Source organism: Chthonomonas sp. (genome assembly GCA_016788115.1).
Taxonomy (GTDB): domain Bacteria; phylum Armatimonadota; class Fimbriimonadia; order Fimbriimonadales; family Fimbriimonadaceae; genus UBA2391.
On sequence record JAEURR010000003.1, the window covers coordinates 186,848 to 212,662 of the forward strand.

Here is a 25,815-nt window from a genome sequence, read left to right on the forward strand (position 1 = left end):
TAGCTTTAGTCTTCTTGCCCTCCCTCGAAGAGCTTTCGAAGTCTCTCGCGTTCGGCACGCTCTTTCTCACGATCCTTCACCTTGTCCAGGTACTCGCGTTCCGCCCTCTCTTGTCGCTTGGGATCGGCGGAAAACTTGAACGTAGTGCCCGCATGCTTGCGCGTCGCACTGAACGGAATCGGTAATCGGTCCAGCGCCCAGTAGTACGAGAGCACCACGGGAACCGTCACCAGGACGGCGGCAAGGGGTGGCGACTGCTGCAACAGTGAGATGACCGCTGTCAGGAGAGCGATCCCCCACGCCGGAACGGGCAACATACCGAACAGATTGATGCTGGCGGTCGGGAATCGGCCGCACCAAATCATGACCGCGAACGAAACGAGCATCGTCATCCCGCCCATCACCACCGGGACACCAAGCATCGATGCGACGAAACCCACCGCGCCTGAGAGGGTCAACCAGACCAGGAGCATGAGCCCATACTGCCTGGACCCGAGCTGTGTCTCAAGCTGGCCGCCGAACTGCCAAAGGATAAATGAACCGAGCAAGAGCGCGAGGATGGAAGAGGTCGGTGCGAGCCAGTACGTGAGCATGACCCAAGGGCTTTGGCTGGCGTTTTGTCCAACGAACATCAGAGAGGGGTAAATCGCCGTCCAATCAAAGGCGCGAAACCAGACGGCCAGGAACAGGACCAAGCTGACCGCAATGATCCCGAACGTCACGGGATCAGAGGACACGGCTCTTCGCGCCGAACTCGCTTTCATGATTCTACTGACGAGCTAGCGGTCCATCCCGTGGCCGAGGTCGGCAAAACTGATGATTTGCCACGCGGCCTGGTGCACCTCGGCCCAAGAATCGCCGGTGTACTCGACCGTGTAGCCGTCGAGCCGTCGAGTCCCGATCAGCTTCAACGCCGCGTCGGTTTCCTCGGTTCGGTTGAACTCGATGCGTACCGTGGTGGGCACGTCTGGCAACCAGGGATCGAAACGCCCGCACTCTTCCACTCCATGCCTCGCGGCCTCCTCGATCATCGGTCCGGTCTCGGCTGGGTGCAAGACCCGCCCCATGAACCGTCCGAACCCTTCCTTCACGACCGCAGTCGCGATGCCCGGGATCAAAGCAGCAGCCTCTTCGCAACCTGCGCGGTCACTCGAGATACAGACCACCGGGACGTCGAAACATCCCGCCAGCGCGGTGCTCAGCCCGATCTCCCCCGAGGGCATGCCGTTGATCCACATGCGGTGGACGTAACCTGTCAGGGTGTGTTCCATGATTGCGTTCGGCGTGCCCGCCATCGCGTGGTAGCCGATGAGCATTGCGCACGCAAACGTGCGATCGATGCCAACCATCATGCCGCCCTGGCGTGCACCGTGGCCTGACACGAGTTCGATGCCGGGCTCAAGTTGATCGATGAGCAGGTTCTTGCTGTTCCCGTGGCTATCCTTCACCACCACGTGCTCCGCACCGCCTGCGCGGGCCCCTCGGATCGCCGCGTTAACGTCTTCCGTCAGACGTGCGCGTGCCCACTGGTAGTCGTAGTGATCTGAGTTTGGGCGGCCGCACTGGGACCACGAAACGAGTCCCGTCACGCCTTCGATATCCGCGGAGATATAGACCTTCATCGGCCAGCAGGATACCGTTCAGGCCGCGCGGTCGTCCGACCGGTGTCCCAGTCCAAGCTCCTGAAGGCACTGGCGATGCGACACCTGGGCGGTTTCGTCGTTGCGGAGTTTCAACCCCGATTCGAACAGAAATGCCGCGTCTCCCACTTGCCCCGAGCGCATCAGCAGATCGCCCAGCGAGAAGTACAAGTCGGGTTGATCGGGCGCGCGCCTCAGCGCCTCGGCAAAGCAGTTTCGGGCGTTGTCGGTCTCGCCTCGCTCGTCAAATTCGCGACCCCATTGGACCAACATTGGAACGCTCGTGTGGCCGATGACCGAGTACTTTTCGTAAACCGACTGGATCCGCTCGGGATCTGCCAGACCCTCGCACGTCTTGATCCACGCCACAAACAGGTCCGGGTTTTGCTCGCCCGCATCCCAAGCTACTTCGTAGTGATGGTCGCTCTCGAGGTAGTTTCCGAGCTCGAACTGGAGCTCGCCCGCTAGCCGGTTGGCTACCGGAGCGTAGTCACGATCGGACAGCGCCGGGCGCAATGTGTGCAGCGCCTCTAGCGGCTTTCCGACCCGCTTCAGAATCTGGGTGATACTCAGCGCCGCGCTTGACTGCAGGAGTGCCGTGTCGGGCAAATCGTTGAGGGCCTCCAGGGCTTCCTGGTCGCGCAAGGTATGGACGTGAATCTCTGCGCGCAGCAGCTGCCGCGCAACTTCGGCCGCGTGATCGGGCGACGTGTATCGGCCATCCCAAGGCAGTTTCAGGCTGTAATCGAGCAGATCGTGCGCGAGCGTGATGTGGTTCTGGACCAAATGCGCGCGGGCACCATAGTACAGCGCGGGGGCGGACTCTTGGTCGGTAAGGCGGGCGGTCCGCAGGTGCTCGTTGAGCTGGCGATAGCGCAGCATCCGAAACATCGCATGGGCGATGATCTGGCTGGCGTCCAACGATTGCTCTTCGCTGGCACGCAAGAGCGCATGACGAGCCGACGCTTCTGCGTTGCTCCACTGGCGCAATGCCAGATACAGTCCGGCGGAATCGAGCCAGGCAGTGGCCGAGTGCGGGTAGGCCTCGACCGTCTCGAGCGACAACATCAGCCGGTGCCGAAGGGCATGCGAGGCGTCGTGGCGCATCACTGGGTCGGTTGCAAAGCGGATGCAGCTAGCAAATCGAATCTCCTCGTCCAAATCCTCGGCGTCGATCACTCGCAACTCGGGGCGACGAATCGCAAGGTCGCTGGCGACGTGAGGTAAGAGGACGCTTACCGAACGGTGTCCGTCAGGATTTTGAGTGAGCTCGGTACGCAGCGCTTCCAGCGAAGGCTGCAAGCACTCATTGGCGTGAACGAGCAGTATGTGCCGATTAACACACTTCGCACCCGCTTCGGCGATGGTGGGATCAAGGAGCGAAGGAGCTGCCGTAGGGATGAACAGGAGTTCATCGTTTGGGCGTAGTTGCGCGGTAAGCGCGGCGGTCACCCGATCGTGCGGGGCCGACATCACGAGAATACTGATGCCGAGAGCAGGCTTGGACATGGTGCTCAACCGTTAGGCTGCGCGCCCGGGACGCCGCAGCGATTTGCGCGCCCCAGCGATGCTGAACATCTCTTCCCGCAAGAGTCGCTTGAGGGTGAAAATCGTCTCTATGTCCTCGGTCTGATAGCGGCGTTGGCCACCGGCCGTGCGCAGCGGGTTCAAGAACTCTTCGAATTCTCGTTCCCAATAGCGCAAGGTGTGGACTTCAATCCCCGTAATCTTGCTTGCACCGCTAATGCTAACGGTGTGGTTGCTTTTCGTTTTGCGGCCTGGCGTGGACATGGCTGTCTGGTCGTTCTCCCTTCCAACGGCAACCCTTTGAGTGGTCTACCGGTATTTGTATTGGCGGCTGGGCACAAGTTCTGAAGAGTGCGCCCCTCAATTCGCCGCGAGTTGGACCCGATCAACCCCGACGATGCGCCACAATGACCACCATGCCCCTGCCGATTGAAGCGCTCACACCTACCCAGATCGTCGCGGAGCTGGACCGCTATATCGTGGGCCAAGCGGCGGCCAAAAGGGCAGTTGCCGTTGCGCTTCGCAACCGTTACCGCCGCCAGAACCTGCCTGCCGCCGAGCGAGAGGACGTGCTCCCAAAGAACATTCTCATGAGCGGACCCACCGGAGTCGGTAAGACCGAGATCGCCCGCCGACTGGCCCAACTCGCCCGCGCACCGTTCATCAAGGTCGAGGCGACAAAGTTCACCGAGATCGGCTACGTGGGGCGCGATGTCGAGTCGATGATCCGTGATCTCGTCGGCGCAGCCTATCGCCTGGTGGAGAACGAACGGATGACTGAAGTCGCCGCCGAAGCGCGGCAGCGCGCGCTCGAAAGGATTGCCGAATCGATCGAGGACGAGGTGTATCCCAACCTGGCCGACTACAGCTACAACCCGGAGACGAACCAAGAGCCCGTGAGCTTCGAGGAGCGTGAGCGACTCCGGGCAGAGTTGGTCGCCGCAATCGATCGTGGGGAGCACCGCGAGCGGATGACCGAAATCGAGACCGACGACGGCGGACAGAACTTCCTGCAAGTCTTCACGCCCGGGGGCATGGAGGAGATGGGGCTCGACATGGCTGCACTGAACCCATCGCTCGGCAACAATCGACGCAGCTACCAACGGATGTCGGTCGCCGAAGCGCTGGAGGTCTTGGTGGACCAAGAGGCCCGCTCGCTCGTCGGCAAGAGCTCACTCGCCCGCGACGCCATCGCACGCACCGAGCAAACTGGCATCATCTTTCTGGACGAAATCGACAAGGTAGGCGGCAAGTCCGGCGGCTCTGGCCCCGACGTCAGCCGCGAGGGCGTTCAGCGCGACTTGCTCCCAATCATCGAAGGAAGCACCGTCCCCACGAAGTACGGGCCCGTCCGCACGGACCATATCCTCTTCATCGCCGCGGGGGCATTCACGATCTCCAAGGTGAGCGACCTGATCCCTGAGCTCCAGGGCCGGCTTCCGATCCGCGTCGAGCTCGAAACCCTGCGCGAAGACGACTTCAAGAAGATCCTCACCGAGCCGAAGAATGCGCTCACCAAGCAGTACACCAAGCTACTAGCGGTCGACGGCATCACCATCGAATTCACCGACGATGCGCTGGACGAGATCGCCCACGTGGCGTGGGAAGTCAACTCGAAGGTCGAGAACATCGGGGCCCGCCGGTTGCACACCGTCTTAGAGAAGCTGCTCGAAGAGATCGCCTTTGCAGCACCGGAAGTGGAAGAGAAATCGGTGCGCTTCGACTGCGCCAAAGTCAGGGAAATCCTGGGCCCGATCATGCGGAACCTGGACCAGACTCGCGCCATGCTGTAGCTCCGGGTCCAGACCCCCCAGACGGGTACAATTATCGTACGATGACGATTGCCGTTCTTCCGTTTAATGCGGGGCCAGATACCCCGCCCGCTCTCGCACGCCAGATCGCTAACTTTGCGTGCGACATCGTGCGTAACAACACCGGTGTCGAGGTCAATGCGGTCAACTACCTGTTGCGAGTCAACGAGAATCCTCCCCGCTTCGCAAACGTCAACGCGGCCGAAGTCCTGAACGAGTACGAGATGATTTCTCAGTTCTTTGAGCAGGCAGGCGCGGACAAAGCCATGGACGGTTTGCTCATAGCAAAGGACGGCACCTACCAACTGAACATCCGCTTCTTTGAGAAGGGCAACGAAGACCCGATTGCAACGCACGAATTCAACTTTGAAGAGAGCGAAGCGTTTAAGCCGATTCGCGAGACCATCGAAGAGCTCGCCAAGCAGGCTGAAGCCAAGCTCCCCGAGGAGCTAAACGACAACGCAAACATCTTTGGTACCGAGAGCGGCGCGGCGTTCCTGAAGTTCTTGGAGAGCTACGACGCGCTCCAGTACATCGAGAAGACGCAGGGCCAGGTCGCGGAAGAGTTTTCGCCGACGCCCGCCATGCAGCAACTGCTGGAAAGCGCGAAACTCGATCCGGACTGGGAAGCGCCTTACATTACGCTAATCCAGCTTGGACGCGCGTGCAGCAACTTCCAGATCGGCAACCCGCAAGAGATCGAATCTCAACTGAAGGCAGCCATCGAAACCGCACCGGATGACGGTCGCGCCTACTTCGCGCTTGGCGAGCTCTACTCGGCCATGGGCAACCTCACCGAAGCTTCGAATGCCCTGGAGAAGGCCTCCCAGCTCGAGCCGGAAGAACCCGCATTCCTGACTCGCCTCGGCATCGTCCAAGGCCAGATGGGGATGCCCGTCAACGCCGAACGCAACTTCCGAAAGGCAGTGGAGATGGAAGGTCCGGAGAAGCCAAGCATGGACTTCCTGGCGCAGGTACTGGCCGATACGAACCGGGCTCACGAAGTGCCCGCCCTGTGGAAGGGCATGATCGACGAGAATCCTCAGAATGCACAGGCCCACGCCAAGTACGCCATTTCGCTGCATAACACCGGACAGGCTGAAGATGCGGTCCGCGCGTTTGACCTCGCCCTCGAAACCGTCGAGGACAACCTGATCATCAAGCGGTATTACGCCCCGCTCCTGGCGAACAACCAAGAATTCGACCGAGCGATGGACTTCTACGAGGACTGCCTGGACGTGGCCCCCAACGAGATCCCGCTGCTCATCGAGTACGCTCAGACGTTGCAATCCGCCGGACGCCAATTTGAAGTCCCGCGCATCCTCAAAGACGTGCTGGGCAGCAACCCTGATCCCAACACGCGCGCCCAAACGCTCGCCTGGCTCACCGAACTCGAGCAGCCGAAGCGCATCGAGACCGTCGAATCGGCCAAGAACCTCATGGAGAAGGGCGACTTTGAGGGCGGACTGCGCTTGCTCAAGCCCATGCGCAACTGGCTGGCGGACTACTGGAAGATGTGGCTGCTCATCGCAAGCTGCTTCAACCGCACCGAGCAGTGGGCCGATGCTGAGGACGCTTCGACGCGACTCATAAACCTATTCCCGGGTTGCGAACCGGCTTACGCAGAGCTCGCGGCGGCACTTGGTGGCCAAGAGCGCCACGAAGACGCCTACAATATGCTCCGATTCGCCATGACGCAAGTCCAGGGATCGGTCGCGGTGGGCATCAACCTCGCGCTCGCTGCCAAACGCACCGGCCGCTGCGAGGAAGCCAAGGCAATCGCTCGGCAGATCCGAGAAGCCGTCGGCAACGAACCGAACCTGGAAGAAGTGCTGACCGAAATAGAGCGGGATTGACCCTCGCCCGGTAATTCGTGTGGTTCTAAGGCCGTTCCTCTCGCGGAACGGCCTTAACTATGCGCAACCGGGGATTCATACTCTTTGCGACGTGGGCGGTGGGGGCCGTTCTCGCCGCTGCTCAGCCCGCTCCCAACGACGTGCTGGTTCAGTTACGACCAGGACCACCGTCGGTCATCACCGCCGCCTACACGGCCGCGATGCAGGGATCATGGCAAGTCAGCCGTCAATCTGGCAGCTTCGCGCGGATCAGCTTTCCGATCGGACAGTCCGCCACCCAAGTTGCAGAAGTGCTTTCCAAACTCCCCGGAGTCGCGTGGGCAGAGCCGAACTACACGGTGACCGCATTCGACACGCCGAATGATCCTCAGATCGTCAATCAATGGGCGCATGCCAAAATCCAAACGTTTGAATCGTGGGTAGGACTTCCCAACACGGAGAGCCCCATGATCGCCGTCATCGACACTGGGGTCAACCGTAACCACCCGGATCTCGTGGGCCGGATTGGGCCGGGTATGGACTTCATCGACTTTGATCAAGACCCACTCGATGAGAACGGCCACGGCACTCACTGCGCGGGCACTATCGCCGCACGGTCGGACAACGGCATCGGGATTGCGGGCATGGTGCCCAATACACAACTGATGCCGGTGCGTGTCTTGGATGCCAGCGGCAGCGGAAACGTGGGCGACGTCGCGGATGGAATCCGATGGGCCGTCGATCACGGCGCAAAGGTCTTGTCTCTGAGCCTCGGCTCTGAGGGCAACAGCCAGGCGATGCGCGAGGCGGTGACGTACGCCATCGAACGCAATGTCATCGTCGTCGCCGCGGCGGGAAACACCGGACGAAACGTGCCAGCTTACCCGGCGGCGATCCCCCAGGTCGTCTCCGTCGCTGCGACCACCGCCCAAGACACGCGAGCCGATTTCAGCAACTGGGGCCCAAGTTGGGTCGATGTCGCTGCACCGGGGCAAAACATCCTCAGCACCGAGGGTGACTCTTACGTCGTTGAGAGCGGAACGTCCATGGCCACCCCCCATGTCGCTGCGCTTGCGGCGCTCGTTTGGACCAAACTCGGGGACGGCGCGACCCCCGCCGAAGTCATGGAGCGCATCGAAGCACACTCTGACTACGTGGGCGAGTGGGTTCGCACCGGTCGCATCAACGCATTCCGGGCGCTCCACGAGGACACGGCCCCGGCGGTGCGCCTGGAGTCTGCGACTGAGATCGCTGGCGGCAGCCTCTTGCGGATGCGCATCGTGCTCGGCACCGCTGCGCCCGCGGGTGGCACGACGGTGAGCGTCAGTTCGTCCGACCTTTCACTTATCCCCGCGCGAAGCGTCGTAGTGCGAGCGGGAACTCGCTCAGCAGTGGTCGCCCTCCGCACCTACTCGGTGACGGCCGATTCAGACGTGGTACTCACCGCGACCACGAATGACGGAACCGCAACGAGCAACGTAAGACTCCTCTCACCACAGTTGGCCGAATTGCGCGCCTCGCGCCGCACGTTGGCCTCGGGTCGCGCGACCACACTCCGCATCAGCTTGACCTCGGCAGCCAAGGGCTCCCTCGTGATGGGGCTCACTTCAACTCCTGGCACTCTGGAGCACCCGGCCCAGATCACCTTCCGGCGCGGCGAGCGCGTGCGGTTTGTGCTGATTCGCGCGGCAAACGTGCAAGCAACAACTCTCGCAACGCTCACAGCAACGCTCAATGGTCGCACCGACAACTGCGCGATTGAGGTGCGTCCAGCCTCCCAGTAAAAACTACATTCTGCTCTAGGGTTTGTACTAGCTTTCCTAGAGCGGAACGGGGACAAGGCTAAAGATCACGCCACAGAACCAGACAATCATGCTGTAAGTCCTGATCACATGGATGGTGATGCCTGAGGGGCTTGCAGATACCAGGAGCAAACCGGATGCCACATTTCCTTTACACCGCAATGGACACTAGCGGCCGCCAGTTCAAGGCGGTCATGGAGGCCGAGAACGAAGCAGTCGTTCTGTCGCGACTCCGAGAGCAGTCGCTGCATTGCCTGCACATCGAAGTCACTAAGCGCGCTTCGAAGAAGGCGATGGGCAAAATCAAGCCCAAGGCACTCGTCGTCTTCAGTCGGCAGTTCGCCACGATGATCGATGCCGGTATCCCGATCTTGCGCTGTCTGGACATTCTTACCAGTCAGAGCAAGGACCCGATCTTGAAGCAAACGCTGGAGGGCGTGACCGCGGACGTAAAGGCCGGTCTGACCCTGAACGAAGCGCTCGCCAAGCATCCCAAAGTCTTCAGCAAGCTCTACGTGAACATGATCCGCGCCGCGGAGATCGGCGGTATCTTGGACACGATCCTCGACCGTCTCGCCGGGTTCCTTGAGTACGAGGCCGAAATCAAAGGCAAGATCAAGAGCGCGATGATGTACCCCACGTTGGTACTCGCGTTCTCGGTCATCATGCTCTTCGCACTGTTTAGCTTCGTGTTGCCCAAGTTCAAAGACATCTTCTCGGGTATGAGCGTCGAGCTCCCGCCCGTCACCAAGATGCTCTTCAATTTCGGTGACTTCATGAACGCCAACTGGTGGATCATCCTACTCATCACCGGCGGCTTCTTCTTCGGTGTGAAAACGTGGGCCAAGACTCCCAAGGGCTCGTACCAGATGGACTGGTTCAAGCTCAAGGTGCCCGTCATGGGTGACCTCTCGCTCAAGATGAGCGTCGCTCGATTCTGCCGCACCTTCGGTACCCTGCTCAGTTCGGGCGTCCCGATGATGCGCAGCCTCGAAATCGTGGGTGAGACGCTGAGCAACGCGGTTTTGACCGCGGCGGTGGACAACACCCGAAACAGTATTCGCGAAGGTAACCGCCTCGCGGTCCCGCTCGTTCAATGCGGACTCTTCCCTAGCATGGTCACTCACATGATCGACGTGGGTGAAGAATCGGGCCGCCTGAGCGAGATGCTTGTCAAAGTCGGAGACTTCTACGACGGCGAAATTGAGGCCACCGTGAAGGGCCTGACCTCGATGATCGAGCCGCTGCTCATCATCTTCATGGGTGGCATCGTTGGATTCATCGCCATCTCGGTAATGACCCCAGTCTTCACGCTCGTCAACGAAATGAAGTAACAGAACTCAAAACCTAGCCGTGGGCGCGCCGGAGGAAGTCGCGCCGAGAACACACAGAGAGCGGTGTCCGATCACGCCAGGATGGCAAGATCGTGCACCAGTCGGAACGGAGTCCGGCTCGCCTCTCAAATCATCAATCAACGGAGTGAATCGATGTCTGAACAATCATCTAATGTCCAGGACCGGGAGGGTCTTGTACTTCGATATATCGCGAACCCTCGGGCCGATCTGAAAGACATGATCATGGTCCAATACTCGGGGCTAGTCGAGCGCATAGCGCGACGGTTCTCGGGGCTTGAGCAGCAGGACGACCTCATGCAGGTCGGCTTCATCGGGCTCCTGAACGCGCTGTCTAAGTTCGATCCGTCCACGGGGGTCCGCTTCAACACGTACGCAACCCACCTGGTGGCGGGCGAGATCAAGCACTACCTGCGCGATCGAACCCAAACAATTCGCCAGCCAGCCTGGTTGCAAGAATTGCGACACCGCGTAAACAAGGCCGTCAACCTGCTGCAAGCGCAGTTGGGTCGCCAGCCGAGCATGGACGAAATCGCCAACGAACTGGGCATCTCGGCCGTTGCAGTCGAAGAAGTTTTCCAGACCCAGGAAATGCTCAAGCTAGCCTCGCTGGACCAATCGGCGAGCGGCGAGGAAGAAGGCACATCGGAAATCGACAACTTGGACGCGAGCGACTTCAGCTCGACCCAGCTTGCGGTCGAGGATAGAGTCGTACTGGAGCGCGCCATCACGCAGCTTCGAGACTTGGAGCGCGAAGTGCTGGTTCTCTTCCACTTCGAATCGATGAACCAAACCGAGATCGCCCATCGACTGGGGATCTCCTGCAACTACGTTTCGCACATCCTGCGCCAGTCGCTGGGCAAGCTGCGCCGCATCCTCACCAACGAAGAGGCGAGCGACCGCGTGCTCAAGCGCCAAGCCGACACGCTGGAAGACACCGTGGTGGACAACCTGACCGGCGTCTACAACGAAGACTACTTCCGGTCGCGAGTGGGGGAAGAACTGCACCGCGCGTCGCACTCAGGTTCGCCTTTGGCGGTGGTCGGTATCCGGTTCGAAGGGATCCGCGATCTGAAGACCTACTACGGTGAGGCGTGCGTGCGTGACTTTCTCGTCGACGCTGCCGAGCAACTGAAGGAGTGCGTCCGACGACTGGACGTGGTCTGTCGATTCGGCCCGCTTGGCTTCGCGGTCATCTTGCCGAGCACGAACGTCTCGACGGAGGTCGTCGTCCAGCGCCTCATTCGCAAGTTCGAGGACTGGCTGGAGAACCGGCGCGCGCCCAGCGGACCGATCACGATTGACGCGACGACGGTCGTCGCGCCGATGCAGGCAGGTTCGCTAGAAGAGATCATCGCCGCAATCCGAAAGGAAGAAGTCGAAGAGGCGCCCGTGCTCACTCTCTCCGTGGGCGAGGCGACGGGCAAGCGCAAGCGCAAAGCCGCCTAAATCCAAGTCGCTCTGTTCGATGGCTCGGGCCGCACCTCTCCGATTGGGTGCGGCCCGTTTGCTGTGTCCCCGGTACAATCGAACCGGTGAAAGTCATCGCAAAAACGCAACCCGGCCCCGGCGTCGAGATCATCGAACGCGAGGAGCCAACGCTCCGACCGGGCCACGTAAAGGTCCGAATCGAGCGAGGTTCGGTTTGCGGCACGGACTTGCATATCTACAAATGGGACCCCTGGGCGGCCCACCGAATCCACCCGCCCCGCATCATCGGTCATGAGTTCTGCGGCACGGTTGTGGAGGTCGCCGACGGCGTTTCCACCCACCAGCCCGGAGATTTCATCGCCAGCGAGTCGCACATCGTCTGCGGCTACTGCCCCCAGTGCCTCGCGGGCCAAGGCCACGTCTGTGTGAACACGCGGATTCTGGGAGTGGACGTCGATGGCGGATTTGGCGCGTTCGCCGTCATCCCCTCAGCCAATGCACGCAAGATTCCAGACTCCATCCCACGCGAAGCAGCTTCAATGCTCGATGCAGTGGGCAATGGCGTGCACACTGCGCTCGCGGGCCCCGTCGAGGGGCGCACGATCCTCATTACGGGCCTCGGCCCCATCGGGCTCTTCGCCGCAGCGGTCTGTCGGGCCATGGGCGCGCGCCAGATCATCGGCACCGAGGTGAGTCCCTACCGGCTGGAGTTGGCCAAGAGCGTCGGGCTGGATCGCACCCTGAACCCGCTGACCGAGGACGTCCCCGCTGCCCTCCGCGAGATGGCCCCCACCGGCGTCGACGCCACTCTTGAGATGTCTGGTCACTCCTCTTCCCTGGCACTTGCAATCCACCACACCCGCCCCGGCGGCAGGATCTCGTTGCTTGGAGTTTATCCTGACAATGCACACTCTGTTGATATCAACGAGATCATCTTCAAAGGACTGGATGTGCAGGGGATCGTCGGTCGGCGACTCTGGGGCACTTGGGAGCAGATGGAGGACCTGTTTGTGAACCGCGGATTGGACATCTCGCCGATCATCACCCACCATATCAACTTCAGAGATATCTCTTCAGGAATGGAGACTCTGAGTCAGGGGATGGCAGGCAAAATCGTGATCGATTTTCAGGACGCGGTCTAGATCGCCCACGGCCGGTCGTCGCCTAATTCCCGCCCAGTCGAGTCGATCATCAGCGTCCCAATCTTCAGGATCCGTACAGGAGCGGGCGGCACCGACATCACCAACGCACGAACCTCACCGTGTACAAAGTTGATCTCCTCGATCATCCCCATCCCGAAGTCCTCGCCGTCCTGCCGCGCAAAGCTGCACACGCGCCCCGAGTAGTCCATCGGGTCCACGACCACCGCCTTGGATGCGTGCGCCAGGTTGAGTGCCATACCGATCTGGCGATCACCCATGTCGCGCTTGGAAACCAAGAGCAGGTTCGTGCCCGTCTTCTCGGCCCAGAGCAGCCCTTCGATCCCGGCGGCGCTCAGTTGCTGAGGAGAGAGCGGCTCGCCGCTACCCAACCTCGTGCCGCTGATGGTGATTCGATCAAACGGGAGGACGTGGTCGGAACTGTGCTCGATCATCTCCAGCCAGCGGGCACGACGTTGCGCCGCCTGGACCATCTCGGGGAAAGCCTGTTCCACGTCCTCGACGATGGGTCCCACTGGCCAGCCCTCCATCGGGATGTTGGCACCGTCGGGCACGAGAATCTCATCGGGCCGAAGGAGTTGCGCTAGCGTCTGAAGCAGTTGCCGGGCGACCGGCTGGCCCCGATAGTTCGGCGAAATGATGATCGCGTCGGGACCAAGGAGCGGGGACAGCTCGACTGCGGCTTGGACGACCGCAAGCGGATTTCGAGTGGCATCGAGGCTGCCGACGAATCGATAGTCCGCGAGCTTCCCTCCTCGCGCGATGCCGACGCGGGCGAGCGCCCCGTTCGCGGCGTCACTGGGGTCGAGCACCAGCAAATCACGTTGGCGTTGCTCACGCTTGAGCCACTCACGCCACGTAAATTTATGGGTCCCGATCAGAAGGGTGCGCGCCATTCTGAGGCCAGTTTAGCCCAGGAGCGTGCGCGGGTCGGTGAACCGTCCGGTGAGAGCCGTGGCGGCCGCGGTCATCGGCGAAACCAAGTGCGTGCGTGAACCGGGGCCTTGTCGCCCTTCATAGGGACGGTTGCTTGTGCTCGCGCTGCGTTGAGTGGGTCGCAGGATGTCGCCATTCATTCCCAGGCACATGGAGCAGCCGGCGCGGTGCCATTCGAAGCCCGCATCCTTGAAGATGGCGTCGAGCCCTTCTTTCTCGGCTTGCGCCTTGACCGCTTGGCTACCGGGGACGACCATCGCGCGGACACCCGAGGCGATCTTGCGACCGCGGGTGATCTCCGCCGCCTCTCGCAAGTCCTCGATCCGCGAGTTCGTGCACGATCCGATGAAGACGACGTCTACTGACAAGTCTCGCATCGAGGTCCCTTCCTCCAACCCCATGTACTTCAGAGCGCGCTCCTCGCTTGCGTCGCGCGGCGCGGGGATCGGCTCGTCGATGCAAACCGTCATGGCGGGCGTGGTACCCCAGGTCACCTGCGGCTTCAGGTCTCTCACCGCCAGCGATTCCAGACGGTCGTACTTTGCGCCGGGATCGGTGGCGAGCTTCCCCCATGACTCGATGGCCTCGTCGAGCTCTCGGCCCTTCGGGGCAAACGGTCGGTCGTCGCTCGCGACGTACTCGTACGTGGTCGCATCGGGGGCGATCATCCCCGCACGCGCTCCCATCTCAATGCTCATATTGCAGATCGTCATGCGTCCTGCCATCGGCAATCCTCGAACTGCGCTGCCGAAGTACTCCACCACGTATCCCGTCCCGCCAGCGGCCCCCAACTTGCGGATGATCGCCAGGATCACGTCCTTGGCGCACACGCCGTGGGGGATCGGCCCCGCGATGTCGATGCCGAGTGCCTTGGGTTTTTGGGGCGACCTCAGGGTCTGTGTGGCGAGCACATGCTCGACCTCAGTGGTACCGATGCCAAATGCAAGTGCGCCGAAGGCCCCATGAGTGCTGGTGTGGCTATCGCCGCAAACCATGGTGCAACCCGGCAACGTGATCCCCAGCGCCGGGCCGATGACATGGACAATGCCTTGACGCGCTTCACCGTATCCGAAGAGCGGAACGTCGAACTCACGGCAGTTGCGGGTGAGAGCGGCCAATTGCTGACCGCTGAGCGTGCTCTCATCAATGGCACGACCATCGGTCGGCACGTTGTGATCGACGGTGGCAAAGGTGAGATCGGGACGTCGGACTTTGCGACCGCGCTCACGCAAGCCGTCAAAGGCTTGGGGGCTCGTCACCTCGTGGACGAGATGGCGATCGATGTACAGCAACGTTCCGCCCCCTGGCAACTCGGTGACGACGTGACTGTCCCAAACCTTGTCAAACAACGTTCGACTCATAAGATTATTGTATCCTTACAGCCTGCAAGGCACGTGTATGGCGAATCTCCAGCTTGAACAAGTTCCGAATCGAATCACCCTGAACGATGTGCGCAGCCACCCCAAGGTGCGAACTCTCATCGACGGGGCCAACGAAGTGATGCGTGCCATGGGTTACACCGAGCACGGCCACCGACACGTGGGCATCGTCAGCAGCATCACGCGGTACATCATGGAGAACCTGGGCTGTAGCGCGCGCGAATGCGAGCTGGGACAAATCGCGGGTTACCTGCACGATATCGGCAACGTCATCAACCGCGTCGATCACCCGATCTCGGGTGCCAACATCGCTTTCACGCTCCTCAACGAAATGGGCATGGACCCCGCGGAAATGGCCCCGATCCTGGGTGCCATCGGCAACCACGAGGAGCTTGTCGGCACGCCGGTCAGCGTTATGTCTGCGGCTCTTGTGATCGCCGACAAGAGCGACGTCCACCGCAGCCGGGTGCAGAACCCCATCGTCGAGACCTTTGACATCCACGACCGAGTCAACTTTGCCGTCGACAAGAGCCGCGTCGAGATGGATAACGACGCCAAAGTCCTTACCTTGACCCTGGACATCGATAGCACTTCGGCATCGGTCATGGAGTATTTCGAAATCTTCCTCACCCGCATGGTCATGTGCCGCCGCAGCGCAGATGTCTTCGGCTACCGATTCGCTTTGCGGGTCAACGGCGTCAACCTGGAGTAGGGGTCCGGCGGGTACCCTTTCGGACATCCCCCTATGACCACTTTGAAGCTCGGCATTCCCAAAGGCAGCCTCCAAGAGGCCACGTTCGCACTCTTCCGCCGAGCAGGTTGGGACTTCAAGGTCTCCTCACGCAGCTATCAACCGGTCGTCGACGACCCCGAGATCGAGCCGATCCTCCTTCGCCCGCAAGAGATCCCGATCTACATCGCCAACAACGTCATCGACGCGGGGCTCACCGGTTACGATTGGGTCACCGACTGCGGCGTGGACCTGCACGAGATCTGCGAACTGCGCTACAGCAAGCTGACCACCAACCCCATCCGCGTGGTGCTCGCCGTCCACAACGACTCGCCCTATCAACGGGCCGAGGACTTGGCGGGCAAGACCGTCGCCACAGAATATGTCCGCTTGACCAACCGCTTCCTCGCCGACAAGGGAACCCAGGCGCGTGTTGAGTTCAGCTGGGGCGCGTGCGAGGTCAAAGTCCCGTCGCTTGTCGACGCCATCGTCGTCAACACCGAAACCGGCAGCTCGCTCCGGGCCCACAATCTGCGCATCATCGATACGCTACTCACTTCGACCACCCGCCTTGTCTGTAGCCACTTGGCTTGGTCCGATCCCGCGAAACAGAAGAAACTGGAATCGCTGGAAATCCTCCTCACCGGCGCGATGAACGCCAGCAAGTTGGTCGGATTGAAGATGAACATCCCGACCAAGAATCAAGCAGAGATTCTTGGCCTGCTACCCGCCCTGCAAAATCCGACACTATCGCCCCTCGCCGACCCGAACTGGATCGCCGCCGAGGTGATCTTGCCGGAATCGCAAGTGCGAGATCTGATCCCTGGGCTCAAACGAGCGGGTGCCACCGGACTGGTGGAGTACCCGCTCAACAAAGTGATCTTCTAGACAGTCGCCGGAACGCGCTCAATCGCAACGACGCTCGCGTCGAAGACGTTGTCGTTCGATTTGATCTGCAGCAGTGCTGCGGCTGACGGCTCGCTGTCACACGCGATCTGCGCGATCGCCGCTTGCGCCCCGCCGAGCACAATGTTCTCCATCTCCTGGACGTTCACGCTCTCATCCTTGAGCACGGCGAAGACGTGCGCCAGGACGCCCGGTCGGTCCAAGTGCCGCACGACCAGCAAGTGGGTGGCGGGCGAGCCCTGGGTGAGCACATTCACCACGTTCGGCGCGATGCCTGTTTTGCGGTACTCCTTGACGATTCGGACCGTCTCACGAGCGATCGCATCCTGCGCTTGGTCGGTGCTCGCGCCGATGTGGTGCGTGCAGTATGCGTTTGGCACTGCTTTGATCGAGCCGTTGAACTCGCCTTCGCCGGTACTCGGTTCATCGTCGAAAACGTCTAGCCCCGCGCTGATCTTGCCTGACTTGAGCGCCGCTTCGAGCGCAGCCTGGTCGACCACTTCGCATCGGCTGGTGTTGATGAAAATCGCACCGGGCTTCATCGCGTCGAAGAACTGCTTGCCGAGCAGTCCGCGAGTCTCCGGGGTGAGCGAGACGTGGACCGAGACGATGTCCGCGCTCTGCGCGACTTCAACCGGAGTGGCGGCCCGGCCAATCCCAAGTACGGCGGCGACCTCGGGGTTCATCCAGCGGCTGAAGGCGACCACGTTCATGCCGAACGCCTTGGCGCGAGGAATCATTTCTTGGCCGATCTTGCCCATGCCGATCAGACCAAGGGTGCGACCGTAAACGCCGCGTGCCTTCGAGTGGGTCTTCTTGTTCCAGCGTCCGTCGCGAAGCTCCGCCACGCAGTCAGGAATGTGGCGATCCACCGCGAGCATCAGGCCAAATGCGAGTTCGGCCACGGCTTGGGAGTTCTTGCCGGGACAGTTGGCAACGTAGATGCCGCGGTTCGATGCGGCGGCGACGTCGATGGTGTTCACGCCTGCACCGGCCCGAATGATGAGGCCGAGCTTGGTGCCGTCGAGCATGCTCTCGTTGACCTTCGTCGAGCGGACCACAAGCACCTCTGCGCCGGTCTCGCGCAACGCTTCGCCGAGGGCGGCGTCCTTCAAATCGGGGTTGCTGATGACCTCCAGACCGAGCGCCTGGAGCCCCTCAATCCCCACCTTCTCAAACTTGTCTGCGATCAAAACCTTCATAGCTTGAGTTTACTCGGCAGGAGGGTTCGCGAGGGCTCAGATATACCCATTGGGGTATCATGGATTTGTGAACGACACGGAACGCCGTACGCTGGATCGCCGCCTGGCCCGAGTGGAGGGCCAGGTCCGGGGTCTTCGACGTTTGGTCGAGGAGGGGGCATACTGTTGCGATCTGCTCAACCAGATCAGCGCGGCTACGTCTGCTTTGAACCAAGTTGCGGCAGCAGTCGCGTCCAATCACATCCAACACTGCATCGCCTCGCACCAAGACAAGGACGCCCACCCGACCGCAAAATCGATGACACAGGATGAGCTTATGGACGAACTAGAGGAAGTCCTCAGCCGACTGATGCGGTAAAATACACTCATGGGTATTAAGCTTCAAGTCTCCGGCATGAGTTGCCAGCACTGCGTCCGCGCGGTCACCGTGGCGCTTGAGTCCGTCGAAGGGGTTGAAAGCGCTGCCGTTGACCTCACCACGGCCACCGCAAACGTGGTCGGCACCGTCTCCGATCCGAGCGCGCTGATTCGTGCTCTGCAGGAGGAAGGCTACGACGCCCAACCCGCCTGAGACCGAAGTCACGCGGCTGGCGATCCGCGGCTTGGAGTGCGCCGCCTGCGTACGCCGGGTCGAGAAGGCCCTTGCCAAACTCCCTGGAGTCCAAGAAGCCAGCGTTAATTTCGCGCTTCACGAAGCCCGGATCTCGCACGAATCGTCGCTTGATGTCGCGGCGCTCATCGGCTCTATCGAGCGGGCGGGCTACGGCGCGATGCCCGTCGAACAGGCCCCCGCGCCTAGCAAAGACCCGGTAGGCCGCCTGGTTGTCTGCGGCTTCCTCACCGCGATCATCATCGCGCTTTCAATGGCGTGGCACCCGCGGCCCGAATGGGCCAATATTGCCCTCCTGCTGTTGACCACTCCCGTCGTTTTCTACTTCGGTAGCGGCTTCTTCAAGGGGGCGTGGGCCGCACTGCGAAACCGAACCGCGACGATGGACACTCTGGTGGCCGTCGGTACAGGCGCGGCGTGGGTCGGATCGGTGGTCGCTCTCTTCACCCAGGCCGGACATCACGAGAGCAACCACATCTACTTCGAGACTGCCGCCGTCATCGTCGCGGCGATCCTCCTTGGACGGCATCTGGAACACGGCGCAAAACGGCGAATGTCGTCAGCCATGCAGATGCTGCTGAAGCTCGCGCCGGACACAGTGGTTCGGCTCGGACCGCAGGGGGATTCCGAGGTTCCCGCCGCGAGCATCGTCCTTGGCGACCTCCTCCGCGTGCGCCCCGGCGACCGGGTGGCGGTCGATGGCACCGTCCGCGAGGGCACCTCATCGGTCGATGAGTCAAGCATCACCGGCGAGGCGATCCCCATCGCCAAGCAAGCGGGCGACCGACTCATCAGCGGCACCGTGAACCTGAACGGTAGCCTGGTGATGGAGGCTGAGCGCGTGGGGAGCGAGACCACCCTCGCGCGGATCACCAACTTCGTGGCCCGCGCCCAGGGCTCTAAGGCACCACTCCAGTCGCTGGCCGATCGGGTCGCGGCGATCTTTGTGCCCATCGTCCTCGTCATCGCGGTCATCACTTTCGCCGTGCACGCGGCGAGCGGCCAGAGTCTTCTCGGCGCGCTTAGTCCCGCCATTGCAGTGCTCATCATTGCCTGCCCTTGCGCGCTTGGGTTGGCGACCCCGACCGCGCTCGTCACGGGGATGGGGCGCGGATCGCAGTTGGGAGTGCTGATCCGAGATGGCGAAGTGCTGGAACGAGCGGCGGCAGTGACGACCGTCGTTTTTGACAAAACTGGGACGCTCACCGAAGGGCGCGCGACCCTCGACCGGGCGCAAGTCTTCGGGCCGTGGTCCGAGACGCAGGCCCTGCAGATCGCGGCCAGCATCGAGGCGCACGGAACCCACCCGCTCGGCGTCGTCATCGGCGAAGCGGCGCAGGCTGCCCAGTTGGAACTCCTGCCCACAACCGGCGTCCACGCCACTCACGGTATCGGTATCGAAGCAACCATCGGGGGCAACACCTGGCGCATGGGGCGGCAAACCTACGCGGCACCCGAGCAGTCCGGCAGCCCGACCGGTACCCAAGTCTGGCTCAGTGACGGCATCCGAACAGCAGTCTTTGAATTCACCGATGCGGTCAAGCCGACTTCCGCCGAGGCGATTCAGCAACTCAAGCAAATGGGTATCCGCACCGCGATGCTCACTGGCGATCGTCGCGCAGTGGCAGAACGACTCAGTGCCGACCTCGGCATAGACGAGTTCGAGGCGGAAGTGCTCCCGACCGACAAGGGGGACGCAATCGAACGGTTCAAGCAGCACGGCCCCACGATCATGGTGGGCGACGGAATCAACGACGCGCCTGCCCTTGCGATGGCCGATGTGGGCATCGCCATGGACTCCGGAGCCGATATTGCCATTGAATCGGCGAGCATGACGGTACTCGGTAGCGACCCCCGCCGCGTCGTCGTCGCTATCCGGCTTGCACGCGCTACCGTCGCCACCATCAAAATGAACCTGTTCTGGGCGTTCGCCTACAACGTAGTGATGATCCCCCTCGCGGCCTGGGGCGTGCTGAACCCAATGCTGGCCGCTGCGGCCATGGCCATGAGCAGCGTCTCCGTCGTCGCTAATTGCCTGCGCTTGCGCGGGTTTATGCGCTCGGGTAACTTCTGATGCATGCGAGTCTGTACCCGCTGCGGTAGGGAAAACGAGGGCGAAAACCGTTATTGTGGACGTTGTGGTTTGGACTTCACGCAGATCGTCGAACCGACCGCAAACACAGACCTCGTCGCATGTCCCAAGCATCCCCGTGAGAAGACCGCGCTCCGATGCGGCAAGTGCGACCGCCCGATCTGCACGAGGTGCACGGTCCTGAGCCCAGCGGGCACGCGGTGCACCGAGTGCTCGCGGAACCAGATTGCCTTTCGCCCGGAGACCGCGGCTCGAAGCTTCGGGCTCGAGCTCAAGCGTCTGACTCGCCTGGGCCCTATGTCGTGGTATGCCATCGCCATCGTCCTGAGCATCGGCTTCTCTGTTTTCCGAAGTTGTGGCGCACAACGGCGGGCACCTATCGTCATCGAGCAAGACTCGACCCAGTCCTCGTCTCGGATACCCGAGGACACTCGGTGAAGCCCTACTTGCTGGCAGGGGTTGGGGCGTTCTTTGGTGCGATGGGCCGACTCGGGCTCGGGGGCATGGTACTTCGCATGATGCCGAACTCCCACTTCCCTTGGGGCACCCTGACCGTCAACTTGCTCGGGTGTCTGCTGATCGGGCTCGTCGCCGGATTTGCCGAAAGAACGTCGGCTCTGAACGCCGACATGCGCGTGCTCCTGATCACCGGCGTGTTGGGAGGCTTCACCACCTTTAGCGCCTTCGGGCTGGAGTCACTAACGCTCATCAAGCGCGGCGATTGGGTGCCATTTCTGGGTTACGCGATCGGGAGTGTGACGCTTGGGGTCCTGCTCGTTTGGGCGGGCTGGATCGCGATGACACGTACCTTCGCCTGAGCTGCCGCCAGAACCCTGGTGATCGTGCGAGGAAGGGCCGATAATCACGGGGAGACAGGGATCCTATGCCCACCGACTTTGCCCAAATCGTCCTCCACTGCGCACCGGCGGACCCCAACCAGGGGTTTGTGCGTGAGGTCGTGGAGCATTGGGGCTTAATGGCGCAATGGGCGGAAACTCTTGATGAGACGGTCCTGAATGGGTGCGACGTCCTCGTTCTGTTCGGCCCCGGAACCGTCACCGAGTCGATGAACTCGGCGGTTGGCGGCTGGGTTGAGCGCGGCGGCCAGCTCCTCTGCGTCGGCTCGACGTGGGAACTTCAAAATGTCTTGGGTCTGTTGCCGTTCGAGCACGTGGCGATCGGTCGTTCGCACCTACAGCCCTTGTCTGGTGCAGCTCTTTTCTGGCCCGAAGAGGTCGGCGAGATTGCGATCGCGGGCGGCGTCCTGGCGGCCACCACTGCCTCGGAGATGCTCGCCCAATGCGGGCCAGATTTCTGCGGTTTCAGCCACCGCGTGCTGGGCCGCGGCGCGGCTTACTTCGTCGCCGGTGATCTGGGGCGCACCGTTTCGCTTTACCAGCAGGGCGTCGGCGTCGCCACCGCGGGCGTCGGTCCGAATGACGGGACCGTCAAGTTTGGACAGGGCCCTCTGCGCGCCGAAGACGGCATCGCGCTGGACTTCAATCGCGACCGCTCGCATGCCGAGCACAACCAAGCTCCGTACTTCGGCACTCCCCACACCGATGCATTTAAAGAGCTGGTCCTGAAGTGGATCTTGCGGGCTACGGCCGAATGCGGCAAGTCGGCGGCCATCGCCTGGTATTGGCCCGACAACGCCGAAGGCATCGCCATGATCAACGTCGAATGCGACGATTTTGACCCCGACCACGTTTTTCGGATGAAGCAGATCATGGACGTGAGCGCGGTCCCCAGCAACTGGCTGGTACCGAGTCCGGGCTATCCGCTTGAGACGTATCGCATGATCCGGCGATGGGACGATGAGGTCGGGCTTCTCTACGTCCCCGGCGAGCATTGGTCCGACGCTGCCATGCGCAGTCAGTATCTTTTGATTGGCCGTTCCAGCGGCACCCCCGCCTTGCTCACGGCGAGCATACGCGACGGAGGCTGGGAAGGGTACAACGAGTTTTACGCCATGTCGGACGGGGCCGGGGCCCGCCTGAGTGTGGCCAAAGGCGGACGTCAGCCTGGCTCAGCCGGTTTCGCGTTCGGCACCTGCCACCCGTTCTATCCCCGCAAGCGAGACGGTTCGGCATACCTGACTCTGGAACTGCCGGTGACTGTGTACGATCCTGGACACACGACCCCGACATCCACCATGCACGCGATCTTCCGGCAGACCGCGATGCGCCACGGGTGCGCGAACGTGACGATGCAGGTCCGCATGTACCAGAACGTGCACGGACCGATCTCGATGAAGCAGGTCTTCCTGCTCGCAAAGCAGTATCGGCTTCAGTGGACGTTGCCAAACACCCTGATCCTCTTCCAGAGGGCGCGCCGCCACCTGCAATGGACTGTCGATACTCGCGGGTCGATTACCCTCCAGAGCGACTTGGCTCTGAACAGTCTGACGCTCATGGTCACGGGCCACGAAACTCAGTGGACGGCGAACCAGATTCGTCCGCGAAACGTGCGTGTCACGCGCTATGGGATCGATTTCACGACGGTCACCGTTGATCTCGGAGCACGCTCGCCGCTGACACTCGCCCCCGCACGCGAGCTTGACGATCTCGCTGCCTGAACCCGGGTGCCATAATGGCGCTATGGTCACCGTGCGACTGTACGTCACCCTCAAACCTTCGTTGCTCGATTCGGCGGGCCGCACCGTCGCAAGTTCGCTGCAGAAGCTCGGGTTTGCCGAAGTCGAGAACGCGCGGATCGGCAAGCTCATCGAACTGCAAGTGGAGTCGTACGACGAGGAGCGCGTGAAGTCGATGTGCCAGCAGCTCCTCGCAAACCCAGTGATCGAAGACTATTCGATGGAGGTCGTCGGCGCGTGAGAGTCGCCGTCACCAAGTTTCCCGGTTCCAACGGCGACCAAGACGCTCTCTACTCTCTCCGCGAAGACATCGGCGTCAAGGCCGAGTACGTCTGGCACGACGACGAGTCGCTCGACGGATTCGACGCCGTCTTCGTCCCCGGCGGATTCAGCTACGGCGACTACTTGCGCTGCGGCGCGATCGCCGCGCGGTCGCACATCATGGACGCAGTGAAGCGGTTTGCCGACGACGGGCGACTCGTAATCGGCGTTTGCAACGGCTTTCAGATCCTGTGTGAGTCGGGCCTGCTGCCCGGCATCTTGGTCCAAAACGAGGATGAGCACTTCATCTGCAAAACCGTCAGTCTGGAGGCCGTCAATCGAACCTCGCCCTGGACCACCGGCGTCTCGGGCACAATCCACATCCCTATCGCCCACGGCGAAGGCAAGTACGTGTGCGACGACGTCACCCTGGCACGACTGGAAAGCGAGAACCGAATCGCGTTCCGGTACGTCTCACCAGAGGGCAACCCGAACGGGAGCGTAGGCGACATCGCGGGCATACTCAACGAACGGGGTAACGTGCTTGGAATGATGCCGCACCCTGAGCGAGCGACGAAAGCGATCCTCGGGAGCACGGACGGACTCCAAATACTCCGAGCTTTTACAGCCGTTTCTGTCTAAAGCGATGGCATAATCCTTCCGAAACTCTGAAGAGCATGCGTGTGAATTCGAAAGCGGTTTTGATAGCGATCACGGTGGCGACGACGGCATTCTCGTCTGCTCAGTCCGCCCCAAACGTCACGCTTGGCAAACTTGGCCAAGCGCTGGAATCGATCAAGATCTACTCGCGCATGAGCACCAAGAGCCGGGTCTACTACTCTGCCAAGCCGTACGAGTACTTGATCATCCGCTCAACCAAAGATTCGAACTGGATCGGCGTTGTGATGCGTACCGGAGTCCTAGGTTACGCGCAGGCCGACGCCATTGCCCGATTGCCCTACGACGTGACCACCGAGTCGGCGGAAAAGCCGACGGCCTCCGGTCGTGATGTCGGCTCTTCGACGAGCCGAGGAGCCATTGCTCAGTACGGGCTGCGTTACCAGGGCACACCCTACGTCTGGGGCGGCAACGACCTGAACAAAGGGATCGACTGCTCCGGGTTCGTCAAGCAGCTTTTCGGAAAGATCGGCGTGAGCTTGCCACGCACCGCGTCCGAGCAGGCCCTGGTTGGGAAGCCGATTCGCAACTACGAAGAGTTGCAACCGGGCGATCGCCTGTACTTCTGGGAAAAGAAGCGCAACAAGATTGGCCACACCGGCATCTATCTTGGGAACGGCTACTTCGTCCACTCCAGTCGAGGCAAGGGCGGCGTGTCCACCGACATCCTCACCGAGAAGTGGCAACGCATTCTCGTCGCCGCACGGCGTTAGGGCTGCCGGTACCGTCTCGGAACCCGGGACATGATCCGGGTCACGATCTCATGTACATTGGTGTTGGCGAGCTGACTCAGCGTCTCGACACTCGCCTCGCTCCCGATGAGATCTGCCTCGGCGCCGAGTCCCACTTCCGGCAAATCGGTGACGTCCACCAGAATCTGATCCATACACACAAGACCCACCACCGGGGCGCGCCGCTCACCGAACATCACGAATCCCCGGTTGCTGAGCGACCGCGGATAGCCATCACCATAGCCGACACCAAGGGTCGCAATGCGCGATTCGCGGGTCAAGACGTGTGTGCCCGAGTAGCTGACCGACGTGCCTGCCGGTCGTTCGCGCATGCTCATGACGCGCGCACGCCAGCTTAGAACGGGACGGGCTCTCCCCCCGAACATCCCATACGGATCGACACCGTAAGCCGCAATCCCGATGCGAACGAGGTCGAAACGAAGATCGTCATAGAGCGTCGCCCCCGCACTATTCGCGACGTGGACCAGAAGCTCGGATTGATCGATGGTGGCAAGGAGAGCCGCGAACTCGCCCATTTGTGCCCGGGTACGGTCCGGATTCTGCCCCGAGTCGGCGAAGTGCGTACCGATCCCCTCGACTCGGATCCCGTCAATTGCGCGCAGTTCGCCGAGCAGCTTTGCAGCTTCCGCGACGGTACAGCCGAAACGATTCACACCGGTATCGACCGGGATGTGGACGACGGCAGTTTTCGATTGGGTCACCGCCGCTTGGCCAAGCGCCCGTGCCAGGTCCAGATGCTCGACCATCGTGATCAAGTCGTAGAAAACTGCTTGATCGGCTTCGACATTCAGGATCGGCGAGAGCACGATAATGGGGCAGCTCATCCCCGCATCACGCAGTGCGATCCCCTCTTGGACCGTCGCCACCGCAATCCAGTCGGCCCCATTACGAACGGCGAACCTCGCGATCGGGACGAGCCCGTGTCCGTAGGCGTCGGCCTTGGCCACTAGCGCAATCTTCGCATGATGCCCGATCCGTTCACGCACTAGACCTAGGTTGTGAGCCAGGCTCGCAAGGTCGATTTCGATCCAGGTGCGGGGGTAGGGATTCATGGGCGGCGATACTCGCCTGATTGTCCCATATGCTGACGTAGGGGTGCGTTGAGGTATAGTCCT

Annotated in this window: 25 protein-coding genes; 17 read left to right on the forward strand and 8 right to left on the reverse strand. The window is 61.5% G+C overall.

Annotated elements, in window-relative coordinates:
* Positions 1-5: 5 nt before the first annotated feature.
* From JNM85_01125 to JNM85_01140, 4 genes are read right to left on the reverse strand one after another with little or no spacing between them, the layout of a single operon-like run.
* Positions 6-764, reverse strand: coding sequence for a hypothetical protein (locus JNM85_01125; GenBank protein MBL8086653.1), 759 nt, complete (start codon positions 762-764; stop codon positions 6-8).
* 15 nt (positions 765-779) lie between these two features.
* Positions 780-1,622 carry a M55 family metallopeptidase gene (locus JNM85_01130; GenBank protein ID MBL8086654.1) on the reverse strand — a complete coding sequence of 281 codons (843 nt, stop codon included), beginning with the start codon at positions 1,620-1,622 and terminating at the stop codon, positions 780-782.
* 18 nt (positions 1,623-1,640) lie between these two features.
* The gene (locus JNM85_01135; GenBank protein ID MBL8086655.1) at positions 1,641-3,149 is read right to left on the reverse strand and encodes a tetratricopeptide repeat protein; all 1,509 of its coding nucleotides are present in this window, start codon (positions 3,147-3,149) and stop codon (positions 1,641-1,643) included.
* 12 nt (positions 3,150-3,161) lie between these two features.
* A complete protein-coding gene (locus JNM85_01140) occupies positions 3,162-3,431 on the reverse strand; it encodes a MerR family transcriptional regulator (protein MBL8086656.1) in 270 nt (89 codons plus the stop codon).
* Positions 3,432-3,574: 143 nt separating this feature from the next.
* Between JNM85_01140 and hslU the strand changes: the two genes are divergently transcribed.
* The 6 genes from hslU to tdh all read left to right on the forward strand — a co-directional run bounded on the left by hslU (position 3,575) and on the right by tdh (position 12,540).
* Entirely contained in the window at positions 3,575-4,960 is a 1,386-nt protein-coding gene (hslU, locus tag JNM85_01145) for an ATP-dependent protease ATPase subunit HslU (GenBank protein ID MBL8086657.1), read from the forward strand.
* A gap of 41 nt (positions 4,961-5,001) precedes the next feature.
* Positions 5,002-6,834 (forward strand): tetratricopeptide repeat protein, encoded by a 1,833-nt coding sequence (locus JNM85_01150; GenBank protein ID MBL8086658.1) that lies wholly within the window; start codon positions 5,002-5,004, stop codon positions 6,832-6,834.
* Positions 6,835-6,893: 59 nt separating this feature from the next.
* Positions 6,894-8,597, forward strand: a complete 1,704-nt coding sequence (locus tag JNM85_01155; GenBank protein MBL8086659.1) for a S8 family serine peptidase — start codon at positions 6,894-6,896, stop codon at positions 8,595-8,597.
* Positions 8,598-8,752: 155 nt separating this feature from the next.
* A complete protein-coding gene (locus JNM85_01160) occupies positions 8,753-9,949 on the forward strand; it encodes a type II secretion system F family protein (GenBank protein MBL8086660.1) in 1,197 nt (398 codons plus the stop codon).
* 153 nt (positions 9,950-10,102) lie between these two features.
* On the forward strand, positions 10,103-11,416 hold the full coding sequence (locus JNM85_01165; GenBank protein ID MBL8086661.1) for a sigma-70 family RNA polymerase sigma factor: 1,314 nt from the start codon (positions 10,103-10,105) through the stop codon (positions 11,414-11,416).
* A gap of 86 nt (positions 11,417-11,502) precedes the next feature.
* Entirely contained in the window at positions 11,503-12,540 is a 1,038-nt protein-coding gene (gene tdh / locus JNM85_01170; protein ID MBL8086662.1) for an L-threonine 3-dehydrogenase, read from the forward strand.
* Here the strand turns inward: tdh and JNM85_01175 are convergent.
* A complete protein-coding gene (locus JNM85_01175) occupies positions 12,537-13,454 on the reverse strand; it encodes a hypothetical protein (protein MBL8086663.1) in 918 nt (305 codons plus the stop codon). The genes tdh and JNM85_01175 overlap by 4 nt on opposite strands.
* 12 nt (positions 13,455-13,466) lie before the next feature.
* Complete coding sequence (leuC, locus tag JNM85_01180) at positions 13,467-14,855, reverse strand: 3-isopropylmalate dehydratase large subunit (GenBank protein ID MBL8086664.1); 1,389 nt, start codon at positions 14,853-14,855, stop codon at positions 13,467-13,469.
* Between the two features lie 37 nt (positions 14,856-14,892).
* On the opposite strand from leuC, the gene JNM85_01185 reads away from it, so the two are divergent.
* Positions 14,893-15,585 carry a phosphohydrolase gene (locus JNM85_01185; protein ID MBL8086665.1) on the forward strand — a complete coding sequence of 231 codons (693 nt, stop codon included), beginning with the start codon at positions 14,893-14,895 and terminating at the stop codon, positions 15,583-15,585.
* Between the two features lie 33 nt (positions 15,586-15,618).
* A complete protein-coding gene (locus JNM85_01190) occupies positions 15,619-16,491 on the forward strand; it encodes an ATP phosphoribosyltransferase (GenBank protein MBL8086666.1) in 873 nt (290 codons plus the stop codon).
* On the opposite strand, the gene JNM85_01195 is transcribed toward JNM85_01190, so the two are convergent.
* Positions 16,488-17,711 (reverse strand): hypothetical protein, encoded by a 1,224-nt coding sequence (locus JNM85_01195; GenBank protein ID MBL8086667.1) that lies wholly within the window; start codon positions 17,709-17,711, stop codon positions 16,488-16,490. The genes JNM85_01190 and JNM85_01195 overlap by 4 nt on opposite strands.
* Positions 17,712-17,778: 67 nt before the next feature.
* Between JNM85_01195 and JNM85_01200 the strand changes: the two genes are divergently transcribed.
* The 9 genes from JNM85_01200 (at position 17,779) to JNM85_01240 (ending at position 24,661) form a co-directional block, all read left to right on the forward strand.
* Positions 17,779-18,069: a metal-sensitive transcriptional regulator gene (locus JNM85_01200; GenBank protein ID MBL8086668.1), complete on the forward strand. Its 291-nt coding sequence runs from the start codon at positions 17,779-17,781 to the stop codon at positions 18,067-18,069.
* A 9-nt stretch (positions 18,070-18,078) separates the two neighbouring features.
* Complete coding sequence (locus tag JNM85_01205; GenBank protein ID MBL8086669.1) at positions 18,079-18,282, forward strand: heavy-metal-associated domain-containing protein; 204 nt, start codon at positions 18,079-18,081, stop codon at positions 18,280-18,282.
* A complete protein-coding gene (gene cadA, locus JNM85_01210) occupies positions 18,242-20,395 on the forward strand; it encodes a cadmium-translocating P-type ATPase (GenBank protein ID MBL8086670.1) in 2,154 nt (717 codons plus the stop codon). Before JNM85_01205 ends, cadA begins: the two co-directional genes overlap by 41 nt.
* Before the next feature lie 69 nt (positions 20,396-20,464).
* Complete coding sequence (locus JNM85_01215; GenBank protein ID MBL8086671.1) at positions 20,465-20,851, forward strand: hypothetical protein; 387 nt, start codon at positions 20,465-20,467, stop codon at positions 20,849-20,851.
* On the forward strand, positions 20,848-21,231 hold the full coding sequence (gene crcB / locus JNM85_01220) for a fluoride efflux transporter CrcB (protein ID MBL8086672.1): 384 nt from the start codon (positions 20,848-20,850) through the stop codon (positions 21,229-21,231). Before JNM85_01215 ends, crcB begins: the two co-directional genes overlap by 4 nt.
* Before the next feature lie 65 nt (positions 21,232-21,296).
* Positions 21,297-22,991 (forward strand): hypothetical protein, encoded by a 1,695-nt coding sequence (locus JNM85_01225; GenBank protein ID MBL8086673.1) that lies wholly within the window; start codon positions 21,297-21,299, stop codon positions 22,989-22,991.
* A 22-nt stretch (positions 22,992-23,013) separates the two neighbouring features.
* Positions 23,014-23,250, forward strand: a complete 237-nt coding sequence (gene purS, locus JNM85_01230; GenBank protein MBL8086674.1) for a phosphoribosylformylglycinamidine synthase subunit PurS — start codon at positions 23,014-23,016, stop codon at positions 23,248-23,250.
* A complete protein-coding gene (gene purQ, locus JNM85_01235; protein MBL8086675.1) occupies positions 23,247-23,912 on the forward strand; it encodes a phosphoribosylformylglycinamidine synthase subunit PurQ in 666 nt (221 codons plus the stop codon). The genes purS and purQ overlap by 4 nt, the downstream gene beginning before the upstream one ends.
* 35 nt (positions 23,913-23,947) lie before the next feature.
* Positions 23,948-24,661: a C40 family peptidase gene (locus JNM85_01240; GenBank protein MBL8086676.1), complete on the forward strand. Its 714-nt coding sequence runs from the start codon at positions 23,948-23,950 to the stop codon at positions 24,659-24,661.
* Here the strand turns inward: JNM85_01240 and alr are convergent.
* Positions 24,658-25,752, reverse strand: a complete 1,095-nt coding sequence (alr, locus tag JNM85_01245; GenBank protein ID MBL8086677.1) for an alanine racemase — start codon at positions 25,750-25,752, stop codon at positions 24,658-24,660. The two genes, JNM85_01240 and alr, sit on opposite strands and share 4 nt — an antisense overlap.
* Positions 25,753-25,815 lie beyond the last annotated feature (63 nt).